This is a genomic window from Phenylobacterium sp. (genome assembly GCF_013911965.1).
Lineage (GTDB): Bacteria > Pseudomonadota > Alphaproteobacteria > Caulobacterales > Caulobacteraceae > Phenylobacterium.
Map to the genome: position 1 here is coordinate 258395 of NZ_JACESE010000002.1, position 20447 is coordinate 278841.

Sequence of the window (20447 nt, forward strand, 5' to 3'; positions counted from 1 at the left end):
CGCCAGGGCCGAAGGTGGCTAAGCCTCCCCCGCCACAATTCCCGCGCCGCACGAGGAGCCCATGACCGAGATCGTCGACATCACCGCCCGCGAAATCCTCGACAGCCGGGGCAATCCCACGATCGAGGTCGACGTGATCCTGGAGGACGGCTCCCTGGGCCGTGCGGCCGTTCCGTCGGGCGCTTCGACCGGCGCCCACGAGGCGGTCGAGAAGCGCGACGGCGACAAGGCGCGCTATCTCGGCAAGGGCGTCCAGCAGGCGGTGGATGCGGTCAATGGCGAGATCTTCGACGCCCTGTCCGGCTTCGACGCCGAGGACCAGCGCCGGCTCGACGTCACCCTGATCGAACTGGACGGCACGCCCAACAAGTCGCGGCTGGGCGCCAACGCCATCCTGGGCGTCAGCCTGGCGACCGCCAAGGCCGCCGCCGGCAGCGCGGCCCTGCCGCTCTACAAGTATGTGGGCGGCGTGTCCGCCCGCGTCCTGCCCGTGCCGATGATGAACATCATCAACGGCGGCGCCCACGCGGACAATCCGATCGACATCCAGGAATTCATGATCCTGCCGACCGGCGCCGACACCTTCGCCGAGGGCCTGCGGATGGGAGCGGAGATCTTCCACGGCCTGAAGAAGGCCCTGAAGGACGCCGGCCACAACACCAATGTCGGCGACGAGGGCGGCTTCGCGCCGAACATCGGCAGCGCCGAAGAGGCGCTCGCCTTCATCGTCAAGGCGGGCGAGGCGGCGGGCTATCGCTGCGGCGACCATTTCCACCTCGGCCTGGACGTGGCCTCCACCGAGTTCTTCAAGGACGGCAAGTACGTGCTGGACGGCGAGGGCAAGACCTTCGACCCGGCCGGCATGGTCGACTACCTCGCCAACCTGGTGGCCAAGTTCCCGATCGTGACGATCGAAGACGGCTGCGCCGAGGACGACTTCGACGGCTGGAAGCTCTTGACCGACAAGCTGGGCGGCAAGGTCCAGCTGGTCGGCGACGATCTTTTCGTGACCAACCCGGCGCGCCTGTCGGACGGCATCGGCCGCGGCCTCGGCAACTCGATCCTGGTCAAGGTCAACCAGATCGGCACGCTGTCGGAGACCCTCGACGCCGTCGATATGGCCCATCGGGCCGGCTACACGGCCGTCATGAGCCACCGCTCGGGCGAGACCGAGGATGCGACCATCGCCGACCTGGCGGTGGCCACCAACTGCGGTCAGATCAAGACGGGTTCGCTGGCGCGCTCCGACCGGACGGCCAAGTACAATCAGCTCCTGCGCATCGAAGAGGAGCTCGGCGACCAGGCGATCTATGCCGGCCGCCAGGCGCTCAAGCGCCTCTGATCCTGAGCGCGGCGGTCAGCCCGAGGACGAGGGCGGGAACCGCCGCGTACAGCAGAAGGCCCGCCGCAAGGCCGTGGGCGTCGGACACGGCGCCCACGAGCCCCGGAAAGGCGGCGCCCGCCAGGCCGACGGCGGAGACCACGGCGCCGGTCGAACCGGCCTGACCTGGCCGCAGGGTCAGGATCACGCCCTGCAGGGCCGTGTAGAAGATCGCCCCTGTCACGCCGAAGCCGAACCCCGCGGCGATCACCACGAGCGGCGGTCCGAACAGCATCGCGGGCAGGGTCAGCGCCATGAAGCTGGCGGTCGGCGCCAGCAGGCGGCGCGGCGTCACGCGCTCCGCCAGGTGTTCGGCGACGCCGAACCCGGCGAGGCCGCCGATGAGCAGTCCGAGCGGCGGGGTGACGGCCCAGGCGGGATCATGCCCCTGGGCTTCCAGGAAGGCGATCAGGAAGGCGACCAGCGGCTCGTCGAGCAGGGCGTAGAGGCCCATGATCGCCGCCAGGAGCAGGACGCGCGTATCGGCGACCACGGCCAGCAGCCCCGCGAACGGCGACGCGTGGGCTTCCGGCGGCGAGGGCGGCGGGAAGCGGTAGCTCGCCAGCCATCCGCCATAGGCCAGCATCAGGCCGCCCCCGCCGACGAACAGCCAGCGCCAGTCGAGCCCGGCGAGGGCCGCGGCGGCGATGACCAGGGGCGCCAGCAGGTCGCCGACCGCCGACCAGGCGTTGGACCGGGCCAGCGCCTTGGGCAGGGCGTCTCCGGCGAGGTCGACCAGCGCCACCTCGCACCCATGGATGAAGGCGTCGCTCGCCGCCCCCCAGACGAAGGCGGCGGCGAAAAGGGGCCAGAAGCCGTCGCCCAGACCGAAGGCGATCATGGCGCCGCCATAGGCGAGCGCGCCCAGCGTCGCCAGCCAGCGGCGGCTGACATAGTCGGCGGCCGCCTCGAAGACGAGGCCGACGATCCCGCCGAGGCTCAAGCCCGCCAGGACGAGGCCAGCCTGCGCATAGGTCAGGCCGAGGTCGGCGCGCAGGCTTTCGAACAAGCCGGCGGGCAGGAAGGTGAACCACTCGTCCGCAAATCCGACGAGCAACAGCGCCGCCACGAAGCCGTGCGGCGCGCGTCCAATCGCGGGAAAGGCCCAGGTCGCGGCCCGCAGAGGCCAGGCCCGCCGCCGCGTCGATCAGTTGGGAGGATGCTTGTGGTCCATGGCGTCGATCTTCCTGCGCGCGAAGCTGAGCCGCAACCCAAAATTAAGCACGAATTGCGAGACTTGCCGGTGTCGGGTCAGGAATCACCGTGCTCCAGCTTCGCCCCTATCTGTCGACGGCCGCGCTCGGTCTGCTGATCGTCTACTTCGCCTATCACGCCCTCACGGGCGAGCAGGGCCTGCTGACTTCCGAGCAGCGGGACCAGACCCTGGCCGTGAAATCGGCGGAACTGGAGCGGCTGGTCGCCGAGCGGCGCGACCTTGAGGTGCGCGCCAAACTTCTGCGCGACAGCTCACTTTCGGCTGATCTTCTCGAAGAGCGGGCCCGGTCCCTCCTAGGCTATAGCGATCCCAGGGACTATGTGATCCGTATCCAGCACGACGACTCGTCGGGCGGCTGAACCGCGCCGCCGTTTTCGGGTTCGTGTCGGACGGAGAAACGACCCGGGAGAGACCTATGGCCCGCGCCAAACAGGCGGCCAAGTCCGGCGACAAGCCGGCGTCGACGGCGGAATCCCTTGGCAAGGACGAACTGCTCGGCTTCTACCGCGACATGCTGCTGATCCGCCGGTTCGAAGAACGGGCCGGCCAGCTCTACGGCATGGGCCTGATCGGCGGCTTCTGCCATCTCTACATCGGCCAGGAGGCCATAGCCGTCGGGGTCCAGTCGATCCAGGAGAAGGGCGACCAGGTCATCACCGCCTATCGCGACCACGGCCACATGCTGGCCTGCGGCATGGACCCCAAGGAGGTCATGGCCGAGCTGACCGGCCGGGCCGGCGGTTCGTCCAAGGGCAAGGGCGGGTCGATGCACATGTTCTCGCGCGAGGCGGAGTTCTACGGCGGCCACGGCATCGTCGGCGCGCCCGCGCCGCTGGGCACGGGCCTGGCTCTGGCCAACCGCTATCGCGACAACGGCAAGGTCACCTTTACCTTCTTCGGCGACGGCGCGGCCAATCAGGGGCAGGTCTACGAGAGCTTCAACATGGCCGCGCTCTGGAAGCTTCCGGTCGTGTACGTGATCGAGAACAACCAGTACGCCATGGGCACCTCGCTGGAGCGGTCGTCTTCCGAGACCCACATGTTCAAGCGGGGAACCTCCTTCCGGATTCCGGGCGAAGAGGTTGACGGCATGGATGTTCTGGCCGTGCGCGACGCTGCGGCGCGCGCCGCCGAACACGCCCGCTCCGGACAGGGCCCCTTCATCCTGGAGATGAAGACCTACCGCTATCGCGGCCACTCCATGAGCGATCCGGCCAAGTACCGCACGCGCGAGGAGGTGGACGAGGTCCGCAAGACCCGCGACCCCATCGAGCACCTGCGCGAGCATCTGGAGGCGCAGGGCCTCGCCGACGAGGCGGCGCTGAAGGCCATCGACGCCGAGGTGAAGCGGATCGTCGCCGATGCGGCCGAATTCGCCCGAACCTCGCCCGAACCCGACCCGTCCGAGCTCTACACCGAGGTCTATGTGGAGGCCGCCCAGTGACCGACATCCTGATGCCGGCCCTGTCTCCGACCATGGAAGAGGGCACGCTCGCCAAGTGGCACGTGAAGAAGGGCGACACGGTCTCGGCTGGCGACGTGATCGCCGAAATCGAAACCGATAAGGCCACCATGGAGGTCGAGGCGGTCGACGAGGGCACGATCGAGGAGATCCTCGTGCCGGAGGGCGCCGAGGGCGTGAAGGTCAACGCGCCGATCGCGCGGCTCGCCGGGGGCGGCGCGTCCCGCGCGCCGGCGCCTCCGCCGGCTGAAGCCCAGGAGCCGCAAGCCTCCAGGGAGCCCTCCGGCGACCCGGAGAAGAAGGGCCCCGCCGAGGCGCAGGGCGACAAGCCGGAAGGCGAGGGGCCGGCGGCCGTTCGGCCCGGAGAGACGCTTGCGGACCCGGAGATCCCCGCCGACGCCAAGCTGGTGCGGACGACCGTCCGCGACGCGCTGCGCGACGCCATGGCCGAGGAGATGCGCCGCGACGAGACAGTCTTCCTCATGGGCGAGGAGGTCGCCCAGTATCAGGGCGCCTACAAGGTCAGCCGGGGCCTGCTGGACGAGTTCGGCGACCGCCGCGTCATCGACACCCCCATCACCGAGTACGGCTTTGCGGGCCTCGGCGTCGGGGCGGCCATGGCCGGCCTGAAGCCGATCGTCGAATTCATGACCTGGAACTTCGCCATGCAGGCGATCGACCACATCATCAATTCGGCGGCCAAGACCCACTACATGTCCGGCGGGCAGATCCAGTGCCCCATCGTGTTCCGCGGCCCGAACGGCGCGGCCGCCCGCGTGGCCGCCCAGCACAGCCAGGACTATTCGGCCTGGTACGCCCACGTACCGGGTCTGAAGGTGATCGCGCCCTATGACGCCGCCGACGCCAAGGGCCTGCTGAAGGCCGCCATCCGCGACCCCAACCCCGTCGTCTTCCTGGAGCACGAGATGCTCTACGGGCAGGAGTTCGACGTGCCGGAGGTGGACGACTACGTCCTGCCCATCGGCAAGGCCAAGGTGCGGCGCGCCGGGGACGGCGTCACCATCACGGCCCACTCGCGCATGGTGGGCCTGGCGCTCAAGGCGGCCGAAGAACTGGCGAGCGAGGGGATCGAGGCCGAGGTGATCGACCTGCGCACTCTGCGCCCGCTGGACCACGCCACGGTCGTCGAGAGCGTCAAGAAGACCCACCGCCTGGTCACGGTCGAGGAGGGCTGGGGGCCGATGGGCGTGGGGGCCGAGATCATCGCCCGCGTGCTGGAACACGCCTTCGACTATCTGGACGCGCCCCCCGCGCGGGTTTGCCAGGAGGACGTGCCGCTGCCCTATGCGGCCAATCTCGAGGCGCTGTCGCTGCCTTCGGTCGAAAAGATCGTCAAGGCGGCCAAGGCGGTCAGCTACACGTCATGAGCCGGGACGGCCACATCTGGCGCCCGGGCGGGTGTCACTGCGGGGCCGTTCGTTTCGAGGCGGCGCTGCCGGCGCGGGTGAAGGCCCAGGCCTGCAACTGCTCGATCTGCGCCATGACCGGCTTCATCTCCGCCATCTTGCCGGAAAGCCGCTTCCGCCTGATCCAGGGCGCCGACCGCCTGACCACCTACACCTTCAACACCGGCGTGGCGAAACACACCTTCTGCCGCGTCTGCGGGGTGAAGAGCTTCTACCGCCCCAGGTCCAATCCGGACGGATGGTCCGTCAATCTGCACTGTCTGGATCCCGCCGAGGACCTCGCCATCGAAATCGAGCCGTTCGACGGCCAGAACTGGGAAGCCCACGCCGCGGGCCTGGCCCACCTCTCCAAGGAATCCGCATGACCGACATCCTGATGCCGGCGCTGTCGCCCACCATGGAGGAGGGCACCCTCGCCAAATGGCTGGTCAAGAAGGGCGATACGGTCTCGGCCGGCGACGTGATCGCCGAGATCGAGACCGACAAGGCGACCATGGAGGTCGAGGCGGTCGACGAGGGCGTCGTGGAGGAGATCCTCGTCCCTGCCGGGACCGAGGGGGTCAAGGTCAACGCGCCGATCGCGCGCCTTTCCGGAGGCTCCGCAGCTCCGGCCGCGGCCCCGCCGAAGCCCGAACCGGCCGCGGAGACGCCGGCGGCGGCGCAACCGCGCAAGGAGGCCGCCCAGGCCAGGCCCGAACTGGTCCAGCCGGCCCCGCGGGCCGAGGGCGAGCGGGTCTTCGCCTCCCCCCTGGCGCGCCGGATCGCCGCGCAGAAGGGGCTGGACCTGGCGTCCATCAAGGGCTCCGGACCGCGCGGGCGGATCATCGAACGCGACGTGAAGGATGCGAAGCCTGGCGCGCCCAAGGCCGCGCCTTCGGCTGCGGCGGCGCCCGCCGAGCGCCGCGGCGAGAGCCGGCCGGTCCAGTCGCTGCAGCAGATGGGCATTCCGGAGGGCAGCTACGACCTGATCCCCCTGGACGGCATGCGCAAGACCGTCGCCCGGCGGATGACCGACTCGTTCCGGGACGTGCCGCACTTCCCGCTGACCATCGATCTGGAGATCGACCGCCTGCTCGAAGCCCGCGTCCGCATCAACAGCATGCTGGAGAAGGACGGGGTGAAGGTCAGCGTCAACGACATCATCCTGAAGGCCGCCGCCGTCGCCCTGAAGCGGGTGCCGGAGGCCAACGCCTCCTACACGCCAGAGGGCATCGCCCTGCACCATCATGCGGACATCGCCATGGCGGTGGCTGTCGAGGGCGGGCTGATCACGCCGATCGTCCGCAAGTGCGAGACCAAAGGCCTGGCTGAAATCGCCCGGGAAACCAAGGATCTGGCCGAAAGAGCTCGCAATCGGAAGCTGAAGCCCGAGGAGTTCCAGGGCGGCACCTTCAGCGTGTCCAATCTCGGCATGTTCGGCATCAAGACCTTCGCCTCGATCATCAACGAACCGCAGGGCGCCATCCTTTCGGTGGGCGTCGGCGAGAAGCGGCCGGTCGTGCGCGGCGATCAGCTGGCCATCGCCACGGTCATGTCGGTCACCATGACCTGCGATCACCGAGTGGTGGACGGCGCCACCGGCGCCCGCTGGCTGGAGGCCTTCAGGACCCTGATCGAAGAACCCCTGGCGATGATCGCCTAGGAGCACTCATGGATTTCGACGTCATCGTCATCGGCGCCGGCCCCGGCGGCTATGTGACCGCCATCCGCGCCGCCCAGCTGGGCTTCAAGACCGCCATCGTGGAGCGTGAGGCTCTGGGCGGCGTCTGCCTCAACTGGGGCTGCATACCGACCAAGGCGCTGCTGAAGTCCGGCGAGGTCTACGAGCAGCTGCATCACCTGGGCGACTATGGCCTTGCCGCCGACAAGCCGCGATTCGACTTCGGCAAGGTCATCGAGCGCTCCCGCAAGGTGGCCGCCCAGCTGAACTCCGGCGTCGGCTTCCTGATGCGCAAGCACAAGATCGAGGTCATCGAGGGCGTGGCGAAGCTGGAGAAGGGCACGCCCGCGCCCAAGGTCATCGTCGCGCAGAAGCGCGGCGGGGGTCGGACCATCCAGGCGCGCCATGTCATCCTGGCCACCGGCGCCCGCGCCCGCACGATCCCGGACATCGGCCTGGAGCCCGACGGCGACCGCGTCTGGTCCTATCGCGAGGCCATGGTCCCGAAGGCGGCGCCCAAGTCGCTGATCGTCATCGGGTCGGGCGCCATCGGGATCGAGTTCGCCAGCTTCTATCGCGCGCTCGGCGCCGAGGTGATGGTCGTCGAGGCCCTGCCGCGCATCCTGCCCGCCGAGGACGAGGAAGTCTCCACCGCCGCGCGGAAGGCCTTCGAGCGTCGGGGCCTGAAGTTCCGCATCGGGGCCAGCGTCAAGAAGCTGACCAAGTCCCGGAACGGCGTCTCCGTCGAGATCGAGATCGGCGCCAGCCGCGAGACCCTGGAAGCCGAGCGCGCCATCGTCGCCGTCGGCATCGTCGGCAATGTCGAGGACCTGGGCCTCGAGGGCCTGGGCGTGAAGATCGAGAAGACCCACGTGGTCACCGACGCCCACGGCGCGACCGGCGTGCCGGGCCTCTACGCCATCGGCGACGTCGCCGGCCCGCCGTGGCTCGCCCACAAGGCCAGCCATGAGGGCGTCCACTGCATCGAGCACATCGCCGGCCAGGCGGGCCCGAACCTGACGACGCCGATCCCGGGCTGCACCTATTCGGCGCCGCAGATCGCCTCAGTCGGCCTCACGGAAGCCGCCGCCAAGGCGGAAGGTCGGCAGATCAAGGTCGGCCGCTTTCCCTTCCGTGTGAACGGCAAGGCGATCGCCTCGGGCGAGACCGACGGCTTCGTGAAGACCATCTTCGACGCCGACACCGGCGCTCTGATCGGGGCCCACATGCTCGGCGCGGAGGTGACCGAGATGATCCAGGGCTTTGCGCTGGCCATCACCCTCGAAGCCACCGAGGCCGAGTTGCACGCCACCGTCTTCCCGCACCCGACGATGAGCGAGGCGATGCACGAATCCGCCCTCGACGCCTTCGGGCTCGTGCTTCACGCCTGAGCCGGGTCTCTGAAGCGTCACGGCCGCTGTCAGGCGGCCCGGCGCAGCTCCGCCTCGGCCATCCGCTGGATGGCGACATAGTCCGTCTTGCCGGTGCCAAGAACCGGGATCTCCGGCACGCGGATGATCTTGCGCGGCACGGCCAGTTCGGGCGCGCCCACCGCCTGGGCGTGGGCCAGCAGGGGCTCGGCCGAGGCGTCGCGGTAGTCGGTGACCAGGATCAGCCGCTCACCCTTGCGCGGATCGGGCATGGCGATGACGGCGTGACGGCACTCGGGCCAGACGGAGACCGCAATGTCCTCGGCCGCCGTCAGCGACACCATCTCGCCGCCGACCTTGGCGAAGCGCTTCACGCGCCCAAGGATCTTGACCCAGTCGTCGTCGGTCAGGCTGACCACGTCGCCCGTGTCGTGCCAGCCGCCGGGCGGGGGCTCGACCTGACCGTTGGCGCCCAGATAGCCCGCCATGATGTTGGGACCGCGGACGAAGAGCTGGCCGCCGCCGGGAATGCCCTCGACCGGCTCGAGGCGCGCCTCGATGCCCGGCAGCAGGCCGCCCACGGTGCCGCGGCGGTTGTCCGTCGGCTTGTTCACGGCGATCACGGGAGAGGCTTCCGTCGCGCCGTAGCCTTCCAGCAGGGGCACCGGACCGAAGCGTTCATGGACGAGGTTGTGGGTCTCCTCGCGGACCTTCTCGGCGCCGCAGACGACGAACTTGAGACCCGACAGCTCGCCCGGCTCGGCGGCGCGGGCGTACTGGTTCACGAAGGTGTCCGTCGCCAGCAGGATCGAGGCCCTGGAGTCCTTGATCAGCGGCGGGATCTGCTTGGTGTGCAGGGGCGACGGGTACTGGAACGCCTTCATGCCCGTCAGGATGGGCAGCAGAACGCCGCCGGTCAGGCCGAAGCAGTGGAAGATGGGCAGCGGGTTGAACATCACCCAATCGGGGTCCAGGTCGATGTGGGCCGCGATCTGCCGGACATTGGCGACCAGATTGGCCTGCGACAGCACCACGCCTCGCGGCGCCCCGAAGCTGCCGGAGGTGAAGAGGATGACGCCAGGATCGGAGGGCTTGCTGGCCGTGCGCATCTGCCTGGGCAGGAAGCCGCCGGCCGCGGCGAAGAGCTTGTCGGCCGCGCCGACCTGCTCGCGCACCTCTTCCAGGTAGACGATCTTCGCGATCGGCTCGAGGGCGTCGACCAGGTCGTGCAGCTTGCCCTGCTCGATGAACCGGTGGGAGGTCAGCACCGTCTTCACCCCGGCCAGCTCGCAGGCCGCCTTCAGGTTCCGGATGCCGGCGGTGAAGTTCAGCATGGTGGGCGTGCGGCCGATGGCGTGCAGGGCGAAGAAGGTCACCACGCCGCCGCCGCTCGACGGCAGCATGACGCCCACCCGCTCGCCCCTTGTGGTGAAGCCGGCGATCTTCCGCCCGAGCGCGAAGGCCGCGCGGATCAGGTCGGTATAGGTGAGGGGATTGCGCTCCTGGTCCTCCAGGATCGGCTTCTTCGCGCCGTACTTGGCCCTCGCCGCGATCAGGGCGTCGAAGACCGACACCTGGCTGTCGCGCGGATCGAACGAACCGGTCAAAGGCGATGTCCTCCCAAGTCCATGACGCCATTTGTTTTGGCGCGACGGTAGAGGCGAAGCTCGCCGTTGAAAAGATGTGTCACATTTCGTGAGGCGCGGGCTCCGCAGGCTTGGCTTCGGCTTCCGCATGCGGTTCGGCGAGGAAGGCCGACAGCCTTTCAAACCAAAGGCTTCGGATCGAATCCTGCTCCAGATGCGGCGCGGGGCCCGATGCCGGCAGGCTCGCGATGTCGCAGTCAGGCGCGCCCTCGCAGAACCCCTTCGCCTCCGTCCCCGCCGGTCCGGCGGACAGGATGAGGACCGGCCCGGCGAAGGCGGCAGGGTCGCTCAGCGCCGCCGTCCGGCCGCGTTCGAAGGCCGCCCGCCAGCCCAGGCTGGGGCCCGTCAGGCGCAGGTCGGGATTGGCGGTCTCCCACCTGTGGGCGAGCGCGCGGCGGCGCGGATCGGAGCTGGTCGCCGCCCCGTCCTGCGGCTCCGACCGGCTCCACGGCCGCCAGACGAGGCTGGGAAGCCGGCCGAGGCCGATTCGGCCGAGCGTCGCCTCCCACGGGCGCGCATCGGGCAGGGGGGTCAGGGCCGGCGCGCTCAGCGCCACGCGGTCGACATCGGCGCCGGCCTGCGCCGCCATCAGGGCGACGACGGCGCCGTCGCCGGCGGCGAGCAGCGCCGTTTCGTCGTCCGACGCGGGGCGGATCACCTGTCCGACCATGGCGCGAACCGCCTCGGCGTCGGCCGCAAAGCCGCGGGAATGGCCAAGGTCGTGCGGCTGGAGGAAGCGTCCGGCGCCGCCCTGGCCCGCGCGTTCCAGGATCCAGACGCGCCAGCCCTGGGCGAGCAGATCGCGGACGGCCTCGAACCAGACCTCCGCGGGCTCCCCATAGGCCGGCAGGATCAGCACGTCGCCCCTTGCCGCCCGGCCGGCGGGCGCGACGACGCCATAGCGCAGCTGCGGGCCGGCGGGCGGGGCCAGGCGGCCCCAGGCCCAGCCCTCGGGCGCCTGGAAGGGCTCGGGTAGCGAGGGCGGCGGCCGGCTCTCGTCCAGCGCCTCACGCTCCTCGCCGGGGCTGCAGGCCGTCAGAACGAGGGCGGCGAGGGCGAGGCAGGTGCGGCGCATGGCGGAAGTTTCAGCCCGTTCGCGGGCGCCTGCGCAAGTGCGCGCAATCGCGGCTTGATCCGGCCGCGCCTAGGGCCGATCTAAGGCCCTATGACCGTCGTCATCGATCACCTCGCCAAGCCGCGGCCGCGGCACCCTGAAAAGCAGGCCCGGCCCGACACGCCCCTGCTGCGCAAGCCGGAATGGCTGCGCGTGCGCGCGCCGGGATCTGAGGGCTACGCCCAGACCCGCAACCTGGTGAAGGCCAACGGCCTGGTGACGGTCTGCGAGGAGGCGGCCTGCCCCAACATCGGGGAGTGCTGGTCGCAGAGCCACGCCACCATGATGATCATGGGCGAGATCTGCACCCGCGCCTGCGCCTTCTGCAACGTGACGACGGGCAAGCCCAATCCGCTCGATCCGACCGAGCCGGCGCGCGTCGCCGAGGCGGTCGCCAAGATGGGGCTGAAGCATGTGGTCATCACCTCGGTCGACCGTGACGACCTCGCCGATGGCGGGGCCGCCCACTTCGCCGCCGTCGTGGGCGCCATCCGCGAGCAGGCGCCCGGCGCGACGGTCGAGATCCTGACGCCCGACTTCCTCCGCAAGCCGCTGACGGCGATCGAGACGGTCATCGACGCCCGGCCCGACGTCTTCAACCACAATCTGGAGACCGTGCCGCGGCTCTATCTCTCCATTCGTCCGGGCGCGCGCTACTTCCACTCCCTGCGCCTGCTGGAGCGGGTGAAGGAGCGCGATCCGCGCCAGTTCACCAAGTCCGGCCTGATGGTCGGTCTGGGCGAGACCAAGGAAGAGGTGATGCAGGTGATGGACGACATGCGTTCGGCCGGCGTCGACTTCATCACCATCGGCCAATACCTGCAGCCGACCCGCAAGCATGCCGCCATCGACCGCTACGTCACGCCCGAGGAGTTCAAGGCCTATGAGGAGATCGCCCGGGCCAAGGGCTTCCTGATGGTCTCGGCGAGCCCGCTAACCCGCTCCTCGCACCATGCCGGCGAGGATTTCGCCAAGCTGCAGGCCGCGCGCCACGCGCTCGAAGCCCGGTCGGCCGGACAGAGCGCCTGAAGAGCTCGGCCGTGCGTCATCATGTGACCCGCATCCTGCCCTACGGGCCCGATCAGCTGTTCGCGCTGGTGGGCGACGTGGAGCGATACCCCGAATTCGTGCCGTGGCTGACCGCGCTGCGCACCTGGAGCAAGCGCGAGCTGTCGGAGGGCGTCGATATGCTCGACGCCGAGGCCGCCGTCGGATTCTCCTTCCTGAAGGAGCGCTTCTCCACGCGCGTGAGGCGTGACGCGCCGGCGCGCACGATCCAGGTCAGCCTGATCTCCGGTCCGTTCCGGCGGCTGGAGAACCGCTGGTCCTTCCATGAGGATCCGAAGGGCGCGCGGATCGAGTTCGACATCGACTTCGAGTTCAAGTCGCGGCTGCTCGCCGCCCTGCTGACGGCGAACTTCCATCATGCCGTCGACCGGCTGATCGGCTGCTTCGAGGCCCGTGCGCGGACGCTCTACGGCAAGGAGGGCGACCGGGCCTCGTCGGCCGCCTGAGCCGGTTCAGGTCAGCCGCTCGCGCAGCAGCTCCAGGGCCGAACGGGCCGCCGCCTCCTGGATCTCCGGCCGTGTCTCCAGCTCGAACAGTTCGGCCCGGTGCGTCAGGCCGTGGTTCGTCCGCGCGGTGGCGATATGGACCGTGCCGACGGGCTTCATCCGCGTGCCGCCGCCGGGGCCGGCGACGCCGGTGATCGCCACCGACAGGTGAGCGTTGGAGTTCTCCAGCGCCCCTTCGGCCATCATCCGCGCGACGGGTTCCGACACCGCGCCCAGGTCTGCGATCAGGTCGCCCGGGACGCCGAGCATCTCCTGCTTGGCGCGGTTGGAATAGGTGACGAAGCCGCGGTCGAAGACGTCCGAGGCGCCGGGGATCGAACAGATCGCCGCAGCGACCAGCCCGCCGGTGCAGCTTTCGGCGGTGACGATTCGCAGCGAGCGCTCGCGCGCCTCATCGATCAGGAGCCGCGCCAAGGTCTCGATTTCCAAGGAAAACATGCTGCAACTCCGGCGGCGCTAGGCAAGGGGAGGGGCAGACCACAACATCGGCCACGCGACCCTTCAAGCCGATTCGAGCCCCATGACCCTGATCGACGCCGCCGCGAAGGCTGAACGGCCCGTCTCTCCAGCCCTGTTCGGGCTGACGGTGTTCGCAAGCGCAAGCCTGGTCTTCATGGTCCAACCCATGGCCGCCAAGCTGATCCTGCCGCTGCTGGGCGGCGCGCCCGCGGTCTGGAACACCAGCATGGCCTTCTTCCAGGGCGCGCTCCTGGCCGGATACGCCTACGCCCATCTCCTGCAGCGGGTCCGTTCGATGCGCCGCCAGGCGGTCATCCACGCCGCGGCGCTCCTGATCGCGGCCCTCGTGCTGCCTCTGCGGGTGCACGAGCTTCTGGGGCCGCCAAGTTCGGACCATCCCGCCCTCTGGCTCCTGGCCGCGCTCGGCCTGATGGTCGGCGGACCCTTCGCCATCCTCTCGGCGACCGCGCCGCTGGCCCAGGCCTGGCATGCCCGCGTGTTCAGGGCCGGGGAGGGGCGCGGTCCCTACGTGCTCTACGCGGCCAGCAACCTCGGCAGCCTGATCGCCCTGCTGGCCTATCCGGTGGCCGTGGAGCCCTCTCTGGCGCTGCAGGCGCAGTCCATCGGCTGGAGCCTCGGCTACGGGGCCTTCGCCCTGCTGATGATCTGCCTGGGACTGCTGGTGGCGCGGGCGCCGGCGGTGGACCATCCCGTCGCCGCCGCCGGCCCGCGGCCGCCTCTGCGGGATCTCTGGCGCCAGCGGCTGACCTGGGTGGCGCTGGCGGCCATTCCCTCCAGCCTGATGCTCGGCGTCACAACGCATCTGACGACCGATGTGGCCTCGGCGCCCTTCATCTGGGTTGTTCCGCTCGCGCTCTACCTTCTCACCTTCATCATCGCCTTCCAGGATCGGCCGGCGATCCCGCCCGACGCGGCGTTGCTCTTCCAGGCCGCGGCCGTGGCGGCCTGCGCGGTCATCCTCCCGTTCAAGACGACGAACCTCGTCGTCCAGCTGGCCGTCCACCTGGGGGCGTTCTTCCTCACCGCGCTGGTCTGCCATCAGGGCCTGGTGAGGCGGCGGCCGGAGACGTCGCGACTGACCGAGTTCTACCTCTTCCTCTCGCTGGGCGGGGTCGTCGGCGGCGCCTTCAACGCCTTCGTCGCGCCGGTGGTCTTCAACAATGTCTGGGAGTACCCGCTCGTCCTGGCGCTCTCCTGCCTCGCAAGGCCGTGGGAGGCCGGGTTCGACAAGGCGTGGCGCTGGGGCGTCTTCGTCGCAGCGATCGCCTGCGTGGTGGCCGCGCCCGTGGTCGCGGGCCTGGTGGCCGGCAGCGAAGGAACGGTCCGCATCCTGCTCGCGGTCGTGACGGTCTCGGCCTTCCTGGTCCGACGCAGCACGATGCTCTTCTTCGCCACCATTTCGATGCTGCTGATCTCCGCTCAGGCGGCGGGGGATCGGGTGGATGTGCGACAGAGCTGGCGCAGCTTCTTCGGCGTCGTGCGGCAATCGGCGATGCCGGTGGACGCCCTGGGCGGCGAGGTGCGGATGCTGGCCCACGGCACCACCTTGCACGGCGCCCAGGCCACCTCTCCGGACTTCCGCTGCCGGCCGCTCGTCTACTACGCGCCGGAGACGCCGATCGGTCAGGTCTTCTCGGCCATGCGGGCGGAGAACATGCGGCTCGAGATCGGCGCCGTGGGCCTGGGGACGGGCGCGGTGGCCGCCTATACGCGGCCGGGGGACCGGCTGACCTTCTTCGAGATCGACCCGCTGGTCGTGAAGATCGCCAACGACCCGGCCTACTTCACCTATACGACCGAGTGCGCGCGGGGCGAGGTCGACTACGTGATCGGCGACGCGCGCCTGACGCTCACCGACCAGCCGGAGGGCCGCTTCGATCTGCTGCTGATCGACGCCTTCTCCTCCGACGCCGTTCCCGCCCACCTGCTGACGCTCGAGGCCGTGCGGATGTATCTCGACCGGCTGAAGCCGGACGGCGTCCTCATCCTGCACCTCTCCAACCGCAACCTCGATCTCATCAGTCCGGCCATGGCGGTGGCCGAGGCGGCCGGAGGATCGGCTCTCCTGCAGCGCCATTCGGCGGCCTATGGCAGTCCGCCGCTCTGGGAGTCGGCCGAGGACGTGATCATCCTGGCGAAGTCGCCGGAGGGGCTCGCGCCCTTCGCCAACGACGTGAACTGGGATCCCGTGGACCCGACGCTCGCGCGGCCCTGGACGGACGACTACACGAACCTGCCCGGCGCCCTCTATGCGCGCCTGAAGGAGCAGTGGCGCTGGCTGCCCTGAGCCGTGGCTAGGCCGGCGCCTCGACGTTCGCCACCGCCTGGGCGGCGAGGCCCTCCTGCCGGCCGGTGAAGCCCATGCCTTCGGTCGTGGTGGCCTTCACGCTCACCCGCTCCGGCGGCAGGTCCAGGATCTCAGCGATGCGGGCGCGCATGGCGTCGCGGTGCGGCCGGATCTTGGGACGCTCGCAGATGAGGGTGACGTCGACATTGAGGATCCGGCCGCCGCGGGCGCGCACCCGTTCGGCCGCATGGGCGAGGAAGCGGTCGGAGGGCGCGCCGCGCCACTGGGGGTCGCTCGGCGGGAAGTGCTCGCCGATGTCGCCGTCTCCGATGGCGCCGAGGATCGCGTCGGTGATGGCGTGCAGGCCGGCGTCGGCGTCGGAATGGCCGATCAGGGTCTGATCGTGATCGATGCGCACGCCGCAGAGCCAGACGGCCTCGCCCGGTCCCCAGCGATGGGCGTCATAGCCCATGCCCGTGCGGGTGATCCGCGCTGCGCCGGCGAGCCGTTCGGCCATGTCGAAGTCCTCGGGATAGGTCAGCTTCATCAGCATCGGGTCGCCGGCGGCCAGGGCCACGGAGAGCCCGTGGCGCGAGGCGACCTGGGCGTCGTCCGTCGGCTCCTCGCCCTCCGGCCAGGCCGCATAGGCCGCCGACAGGGCGCCGCGCCGGAAGGCCTGGGGCGTCTGGGCGCGCCACAGCCCCTCGCGCGAGGGGGTGAGGAGGCGGCTTTCGAGCGGCTGCTTGATCGTATCGGCCATCGGCAGGGCCAGAATCGCGCCGTCGGCCTCCGCGCAGGCCTCGAGCAGCCGCGCGATGTGCGAGCCGTTCAGGAACGGCCGCGCCGCGTCGTGGACGAGCACGAGTTCATCCGGCGTCGCCGTCAGCGCCGAAAGTCCGGCCTGGACCGACAGGGCGCGGGTCGCGCCGCCCAGGACGAAGCGGCAGCCCGGCAGGCCGGTCAGGGCGGCTCGCGCCGTCTCCATCATGTCGGCGGCCACGACGACGGCGATCTCGCGCGCCCCGGCCTGGGCGAGGGCTTCCGCCGACCAGCGGGCGAGGGGGCGTCCTGCGAGCGGTCGCCAGGCCTTGGGCAGGCCGCCGCCGGCGCGCGAACCGGATCCTGCGGCGACGAGAACGGCTGAAAAATCCATGGCCTGTGTTTAGGCCCAGGTCGAGCGTTGTCCAGGCTTTACGGCGCCGCACAAATTGCCTAAAAAGACAGCGGTAGGGGTGATTACAAAATGAGCAACAAGCTCAGGATCGGGGAAGTCGAGGTTGGCGGGCGCGTCTGGATCGCGCCCATGACCGGCGTTTCCGACCTTCCGTTCCGCAAGATGGCCAGCCGCCTGGGCGCCGCCTATGTGGCGACGGAGATGGTGGCCTCGGCGGAGTTCGCCCGCGGGCGGCCCGACGTGGTGCGCCGCGCGGCCGTCGGCGAGGGCCTGCCCCTGATGGTCGTCCAGCTGGTCGGCCGCGATCCGGCGGAAATGGCCCGCGGGGCGGAACTGGCGGCCAGCGCCGGGGCGCACATCATCGACATCAACTTCGGCTGCCCGGCCAAGGAGGTGACCGGAGTCGCCTGCGGCTCGGCCCTGATGCGCGAGCCCGAACTGGCCGAGGCGATTCTCGGTGCGGTGGTCGGGGCGGTGGACGTTCCCGTCACGGCCAAGATGCGCCTGGGCTGGGACGACGCTTCGCGCAACGCTCCGGACTTCGCCGCCCGGCTGGCGGCGCGAGGGGCCCGCGCGGTGACGGTGCATGGCCGCACCCGCTGCCAGTTCTACAAGGGCCAGGCCGATTGGGCGGCCGTCGCCCAGGTCAAGGCGGCCGTCGACGTCCCGGTCATCGTCAACGGCGACATCGTCGATGGCGAAAGCGCGCGGCGCGCCCTCGAACTGTCCGGCGCCGATGGCGTGATGGTCGGCCGCGGCGTCTATGGCCGCCCCTGGATCGCCGCCGAGATCGAGGCGGCGCTGAACGGGACCGCCTTCGCCGCGCCGGACCTCGAAAGCCGCCTCGAGATCGTGCGCGACCATCTGCGCGAGAGCCTCGCCTTCTACGGCGAACGCCTGGGCCTGCGGATCTTCCGCAAGCACCTGGCCAGCTACATCGAAAACGCGCCCCGGCCCACGCAGGCCGAGGCCCGGCGGGAGGCGCGCGCGCGTCTCTGCCGACTGGAGGACGCCGCCGAGGTCGAAAAGCAACTGGTCGCGCTCTGGCGCGATCCGCAGACGAGGATGGCCGCATGACGAGCCGTACCCGCACCACCCGCGCCGGCCCGGACCTGGCGGCATTGAAGTCCGCCGCTTTTGACCTCAGCCCCGAGCCGGCGATGGTCATCGACGGCGAAGGCGCGCTGGTGGCCGTCAACGAGGCCGCCGAGGCGCTGTTCGGCCAAGGCCTCGGCCTGCTCGCCCGCGGACGGTTCCGCGCCGCCTTGCCCCCGGATTCGCCGCTGGTGGCTCTGCTCAACCGGGCGCTCGAAGAAGGCGCGCCGGTGCGGGAACGCGGCGTGGACATCAATCTCTATGGCCTGCCGCCGTTCGAGGCCGACGGCGCGGCCGCGCCTCTGGGCGACGGTTCGATCCTCCTCACCCTGCATGTGAAGGGCGGGGCCTTCGCCGAGCTCGGAGGCGACGCCGCCGGACTGCGTTCGATCATGGGGCTGGGCCGGATGCTGGCCCATGAGATCAAGAACCCCCTCGCCGGCATCCGCGGCGCGGCCCAGTTGCTGAAGGCCGGCGCCCGGGCGGAGGACGTGCCGCTGGCCCAGCTGATCGTCGATGAGACCGATCGGGTGAAGCGCCTGGTCGATCGCATGGAGGTCTTCGCCGACGACGCCCCTCCGGCGCGCGATCCGGTCAACATCCACGAAGTGCTCGACCGCGTGCGGGCGCTGGCGGCCAACGGCGTGGCCGACGGCCTCTCCCTGCGCGAGCAGTACGACCCCTCGCTGCCGCCGACCCCCGGCGACGAGGACCAGCTGATCCAGATCTTCCTGAACCTGGTCAAGAACGCCTCCGAGGCCGCCCACGCCCGCGGCGACGGGCGCGGCGAGGTGGTGATCACCACCGCCTACCGCCATGGCGTTCGCGTGCGCTCCGGCAAGGGGCGTCAGCCTCGCGGCGCACCCCTGGAGGTGCGGGTGCAGGACAACGGGCCCGGCGTGCCGGCGCATCTGCGCGAGAGCCTCTTTCAGCCCTTCGTCACCACCAAGCAGAACGGCGCGGGCCTCGGCCTGGCGCTGGTCTCCAAACTGGTCGCCGCCCACGGCGGCCTGATCGACTTCGACTCCGAGCCCGGGCGAACGGTCTTCCGGGTGCTGCTTCCCATCGCTTCTGAGAAGGACGTTTCGGCATGAGTGTCGCCGGCAAGAAGATTCTCATCGCGGATGACGACTCGTCGATCCGGCTGGTCCTGTCGCAGTCCTTCACGCGTCTCGGCTATCAGGTGCGGGCCACGGGGAACGCCTCGACCCTCCTGAAGTGGGTCTCCGACGGCGAGGGCGATCTGGTCATCACCGATGTGATGATGCCCGACGAGAACGTCTTCGACGTGCTGCCGCGGATCCGCAAGGAGCGGCCCAAGCTGCCCGTCATCGTGATGAGCGCGCAGAACACCCTGCTCACGGCCGTCAACGCCGCCGAGATCGGCGCGTTCGACTATGTGCCCAAGCCCTTCGACCTGGACGACATGACCAGCGTCGCCCGCCGGGCCCTGTCACGCCCGGCCGACGCCGAGGCCTCCCGCGCCCAGGCCCGCGCCATGCGTGACGAGCGCCTGCCCCTGATCGGCCGTTCCGCGCCGATGCAGGAGGTCTACCGGACCATCGCGCGGCTGGTGGGGGCCGACCTCACCGTGCTGATCCTGGGCGAATCGGGGACCGGCAAGGAGCTCGTCGCCCGGGCCCTGCACGACATGGGACGTCGGAAGGACGGCAAGTTCGTCGTCATCAACCTCGCCGCCACGCCGCGCGAGCGCGTGGAGGCGGAGCTGTTCGGCCGCGCTGACGGCGACTCGGGAAAGCTCGTGGAGGCCGACGGCGGGACGCTGTTCCTGGACGAGATCGGCGACATGCCGCTGGACGCCCAGACGCGGCTGCTGCGGGTGATCGACGGCTCGGAACCGGCGCTGAACCCCAAGACCGGCCGCCGGCCCAATGTCCGGATCATCGCGGCGACCAATCGCGACCTGCGCGCCCTCATTCAGCAGGGGCTCTTCCGCGAGGACCTCTATTTCCGGCTCAACGTGGCGCCGCTGCGCCTGCCGCCCCTGCGCGACCGGGCCGAGGACATTCCCGACCTGGCCCGTTCCTTCCTGCTGCGCGCCAACCGCGAAGGCCTGCCGTCGAAGACGATCGACCAGGCGGCGCTGGAACGGCTGAAGCTCCACGCCTGGCCCGGCAACGTCCGCGAGCTCGAGAACCTGATCCGCCGCGTCTGCGCCCTCTACGCCGAGGAGCTGATCACCGCCCGAATCGTCGAGAAGGAGCTGGCGGACCAGCAGCCGAGCCAGCCCGGGCAGGAGGGGCCGCTGACCCTGGCCCAGATCGTCGAGCGCCACCTGGGCGGCTATTTCGCCGAACAGCCGGACGGCGTGCCGCCGCCGGGTCTCTATGACCGCGTGCTGGAGGAGGTGGAGCGGCCGCTGATCCAGCTGACCCTGGCCGCCACGCGTGGCAACCAGGTCCGTGCGGCTGAAATCCTGGGGCTGAACCGCAACACCCTGCGCAAGAAGATCCAGGATCTCGGGGTCGATCTGACCCGCGGACGGCGGTGACGCGCCGGCGCTCGACGGCGGTCGGTGAAGATGGCGTAATGGAGCCACA

The 20447-nt window shown here is 70.1% G+C and carries 18 protein-coding genes; 13 read left to right on the forward strand and 5 right to left on the reverse strand.

The features are described 5' to 3' along the window. The first annotated feature begins 61 nt into the window (after positions 1 to 61). Positions 62 to 1342 carry a phosphopyruvate hydratase gene (gene eno, locus H2041_RS03080; RefSeq protein WP_293409302.1) on the forward strand — a complete coding sequence of 427 codons (1281 nt, stop codon included), beginning with the start codon at positions 62 to 64 and terminating at the stop codon, positions 1340 to 1342. Here the strand turns inward: eno and H2041_RS03085 are convergent. Then, complete coding sequence (locus H2041_RS03085; RefSeq protein ID WP_293409305.1) at positions 1329 to 2438, reverse strand: sugar MFS transporter; 1110 nt, start codon at positions 2436 to 2438, stop codon at positions 1329 to 1331. The two genes, eno and H2041_RS03085, sit on opposite strands and share 14 nt — an antisense overlap. Before the next feature lie 206 nt (positions 2439 to 2644). Here H2041_RS03085 and H2041_RS03090 point away from each other — a divergent pair, with 206 nt between their 5' ends. From H2041_RS03090 to lpdA, 6 genes are read left to right on the forward strand one after another with little or no spacing between them, the layout of a single operon-like run. Next, positions 2645 to 2956, forward strand: a complete 312-nt coding sequence (locus tag H2041_RS03090) for a septum formation initiator family protein (RefSeq protein ID WP_293409307.1) — start codon at positions 2645 to 2647, stop codon at positions 2954 to 2956. 56 nt (positions 2957 to 3012) lie between these two features. Further along, on the forward strand, positions 3013 to 4041 hold the full coding sequence (pdhA, locus tag H2041_RS03095) for a pyruvate dehydrogenase (acetyl-transferring) E1 component subunit alpha (protein WP_293409310.1): 1029 nt from the start codon (positions 3013 to 3015) through the stop codon (positions 4039 to 4041). Next, positions 4038 to 5447: a pyruvate dehydrogenase complex E1 component subunit beta gene (locus H2041_RS03100; RefSeq protein ID WP_293409311.1), complete on the forward strand. Its 1410-nt coding sequence runs from the start codon at positions 4038 to 4040 to the stop codon at positions 5445 to 5447. Before pdhA ends, H2041_RS03100 begins: the two co-directional genes overlap by 4 nt. Continuing rightward, positions 5444 to 5851 (forward strand): GFA family protein, encoded by a 408-nt coding sequence (locus H2041_RS03105; protein WP_293409312.1) that lies wholly within the window; start codon positions 5444 to 5446, stop codon positions 5849 to 5851. The genes H2041_RS03100 and H2041_RS03105 overlap by 4 nt, the downstream gene beginning before the upstream one ends. Continuing rightward, complete coding sequence (locus tag H2041_RS03110) at positions 5848 to 7128, forward strand: pyruvate dehydrogenase complex dihydrolipoamide acetyltransferase (protein ID WP_293409314.1); 1281 nt, start codon at positions 5848 to 5850, stop codon at positions 7126 to 7128. The genes H2041_RS03105 and H2041_RS03110 overlap by 4 nt, the downstream gene beginning before the upstream one ends. Before the next feature lie 8 nt (positions 7129 to 7136). Beyond that, positions 7137 to 8537 carry a dihydrolipoyl dehydrogenase gene (gene lpdA, locus H2041_RS03115; protein WP_293409318.1) on the forward strand — a complete coding sequence of 467 codons (1401 nt, stop codon included), beginning with the start codon at positions 7137 to 7139 and terminating at the stop codon, positions 8535 to 8537. 29 nt (positions 8538 to 8566) lie between these two features. Here lpdA and H2041_RS03120 read toward each other — a convergent pair whose 3' ends face one another. Then, a complete protein-coding gene (locus H2041_RS03120) occupies positions 8567 to 10123 on the reverse strand; it encodes an AMP-binding protein (protein ID WP_293409320.1) in 1557 nt (518 codons plus the stop codon). Between the two features lie 79 nt (positions 10124 to 10202). After that, positions 10203 to 11237, reverse strand: a complete 1035-nt coding sequence (locus H2041_RS03125) for an alpha/beta hydrolase (RefSeq protein ID WP_293409322.1) — start codon at positions 11235 to 11237, stop codon at positions 10203 to 10205. Between the two features lie 90 nt (positions 11238 to 11327). On the opposite strand from H2041_RS03125, the gene lipA reads away from it, so the two are divergent. Beyond that, complete coding sequence (lipA, locus tag H2041_RS03130; RefSeq protein WP_293409324.1) at positions 11328 to 12305, forward strand: lipoyl synthase; 978 nt, start codon at positions 11328 to 11330, stop codon at positions 12303 to 12305. A gap of 11 nt (positions 12306 to 12316) precedes the next feature. After that, the gene (locus tag H2041_RS03135; protein WP_293409326.1) at positions 12317 to 12790 is read left to right on the forward strand and encodes a type II toxin-antitoxin system RatA family toxin; all 474 of its coding nucleotides are present in this window, start codon (positions 12317 to 12319) and stop codon (positions 12788 to 12790) included. A 6-nt stretch (positions 12791 to 12796) separates the two neighbouring features. Here the strand turns inward: H2041_RS03135 and H2041_RS03140 are convergent, their stop codons facing one another. Further along, positions 12797 to 13288: a CinA family protein gene (locus H2041_RS03140; RefSeq protein ID WP_293409327.1), complete on the reverse strand. Its 492-nt coding sequence runs from the start codon at positions 13286 to 13288 to the stop codon at positions 12797 to 12799. A gap of 82 nt (positions 13289 to 13370) precedes the next feature. Here H2041_RS03140 and H2041_RS03145 point away from each other — a divergent pair, with 82 nt between their 5' ends. After that, complete coding sequence (locus tag H2041_RS03145; RefSeq protein ID WP_293409329.1) at positions 13371 to 15617, forward strand: spermidine synthase; 2247 nt, start codon at positions 13371 to 13373, stop codon at positions 15615 to 15617. 7 nt (positions 15618 to 15624) lie between these two features. Here the strand turns inward: H2041_RS03145 and H2041_RS03150 are convergent, their stop codons facing one another. Next, positions 15625 to 16770 (reverse strand): bifunctional 2-C-methyl-D-erythritol 4-phosphate cytidylyltransferase/2-C-methyl-D-erythritol 2,4-cyclodiphosphate synthase, encoded by a 1146-nt coding sequence (locus H2041_RS03150; protein WP_293409331.1) that lies wholly within the window; start codon positions 16768 to 16770, stop codon positions 15625 to 15627. Between the two features lie 90 nt (positions 16771 to 16860). Here H2041_RS03150 and dusB point away from each other — a divergent pair, with 90 nt between their 5' ends. From dusB to H2041_RS03165, 3 genes are read left to right on the forward strand one after another with little or no spacing between them, the layout of a single operon-like run. Next, a complete protein-coding gene (gene dusB, locus H2041_RS03155; protein ID WP_293409333.1) occupies positions 16861 to 17868 on the forward strand; it encodes a tRNA dihydrouridine synthase DusB in 1008 nt (335 codons plus the stop codon). After that, positions 17865 to 18980, forward strand: a complete 1116-nt coding sequence (locus H2041_RS03160; protein WP_293409335.1) for an ATP-binding protein — start codon at positions 17865 to 17867, stop codon at positions 18978 to 18980. The genes dusB and H2041_RS03160 overlap by 4 nt, the downstream gene beginning before the upstream one ends. After that, complete coding sequence (locus H2041_RS03165) at positions 18977 to 20398, forward strand: sigma 54-interacting transcriptional regulator (RefSeq protein ID WP_293409337.1); 1422 nt, start codon at positions 18977 to 18979, stop codon at positions 20396 to 20398. Before H2041_RS03160 ends, H2041_RS03165 begins: the two co-directional genes overlap by 4 nt. Positions 20399 to 20447 lie beyond the last annotated feature (49 nt).

Coding starts and splice junctions, on each gene's coding strand:
- eno (WP_293409302.1), top strand. CDS start 62: ATGACCGAGATCGTCGACATCACCGCCCGCGAAATCCTCGACAGCCGG.
- pdhA (WP_293409310.1), top strand. CDS start 3,013: ATGGCCCGCGCCAAACAGGCGGCCAAGTCCGGCGACAAGCCGGCGTCG.
- H2041_RS03105 (WP_293409312.1), top strand. CDS start 5,444: ATGAGCCGGGACGGCCACATCTGGCGCCCGGGCGGGTGTCACTGCGGG.
- H2041_RS03110 (WP_293409314.1), top strand. CDS start 5,848: ATGACCGACATCCTGATGCCGGCGCTGTCGCCCACCATGGAGGAGGGC.
- lpdA (WP_293409318.1), top strand. CDS start 7,137: ATGGATTTCGACGTCATCGTCATCGGCGCCGGCCCCGGCGGCTATGTG.
- H2041_RS03125 (WP_293409322.1), bottom strand. CDS start 11,237: ATGCGCCGCACCTGCCTCGCCCTCGCCGCCCTCGTTCTGACGGCCTGC.
- lipA (WP_293409324.1), top strand. CDS start 11,328: ATGACCGTCGTCATCGATCACCTCGCCAAGCCGCGGCCGCGGCACCCT.
- H2041_RS03140 (WP_293409327.1), bottom strand. CDS start 13,288: ATGTTTTCCTTGGAAATCGAGACCTTGGCGCGGCTCCTGATCGATGAG.
- H2041_RS03145 (WP_293409329.1), top strand. CDS start 13,371: ATGACCCTGATCGACGCCGCCGCGAAGGCTGAACGGCCCGTCTCTCCA.
- H2041_RS03150 (WP_293409331.1), bottom strand. CDS start 16,770: ATGGATTTTTCAGCCGTTCTCGTCGCCGCAGGATCCGGTTCGCGCGCC.
- dusB (WP_293409333.1), top strand. CDS start 16,861: ATGAGCAACAAGCTCAGGATCGGGGAAGTCGAGGTTGGCGGGCGCGTC.
- H2041_RS03160 (WP_293409335.1), top strand. CDS start 17,865: ATGACGAGCCGTACCCGCACCACCCGCGCCGGCCCGGACCTGGCGGCA.
- H2041_RS03165 (WP_293409337.1), top strand. CDS start 18,977: ATGAGTGTCGCCGGCAAGAAGATTCTCATCGCGGATGACGACTCGTCG.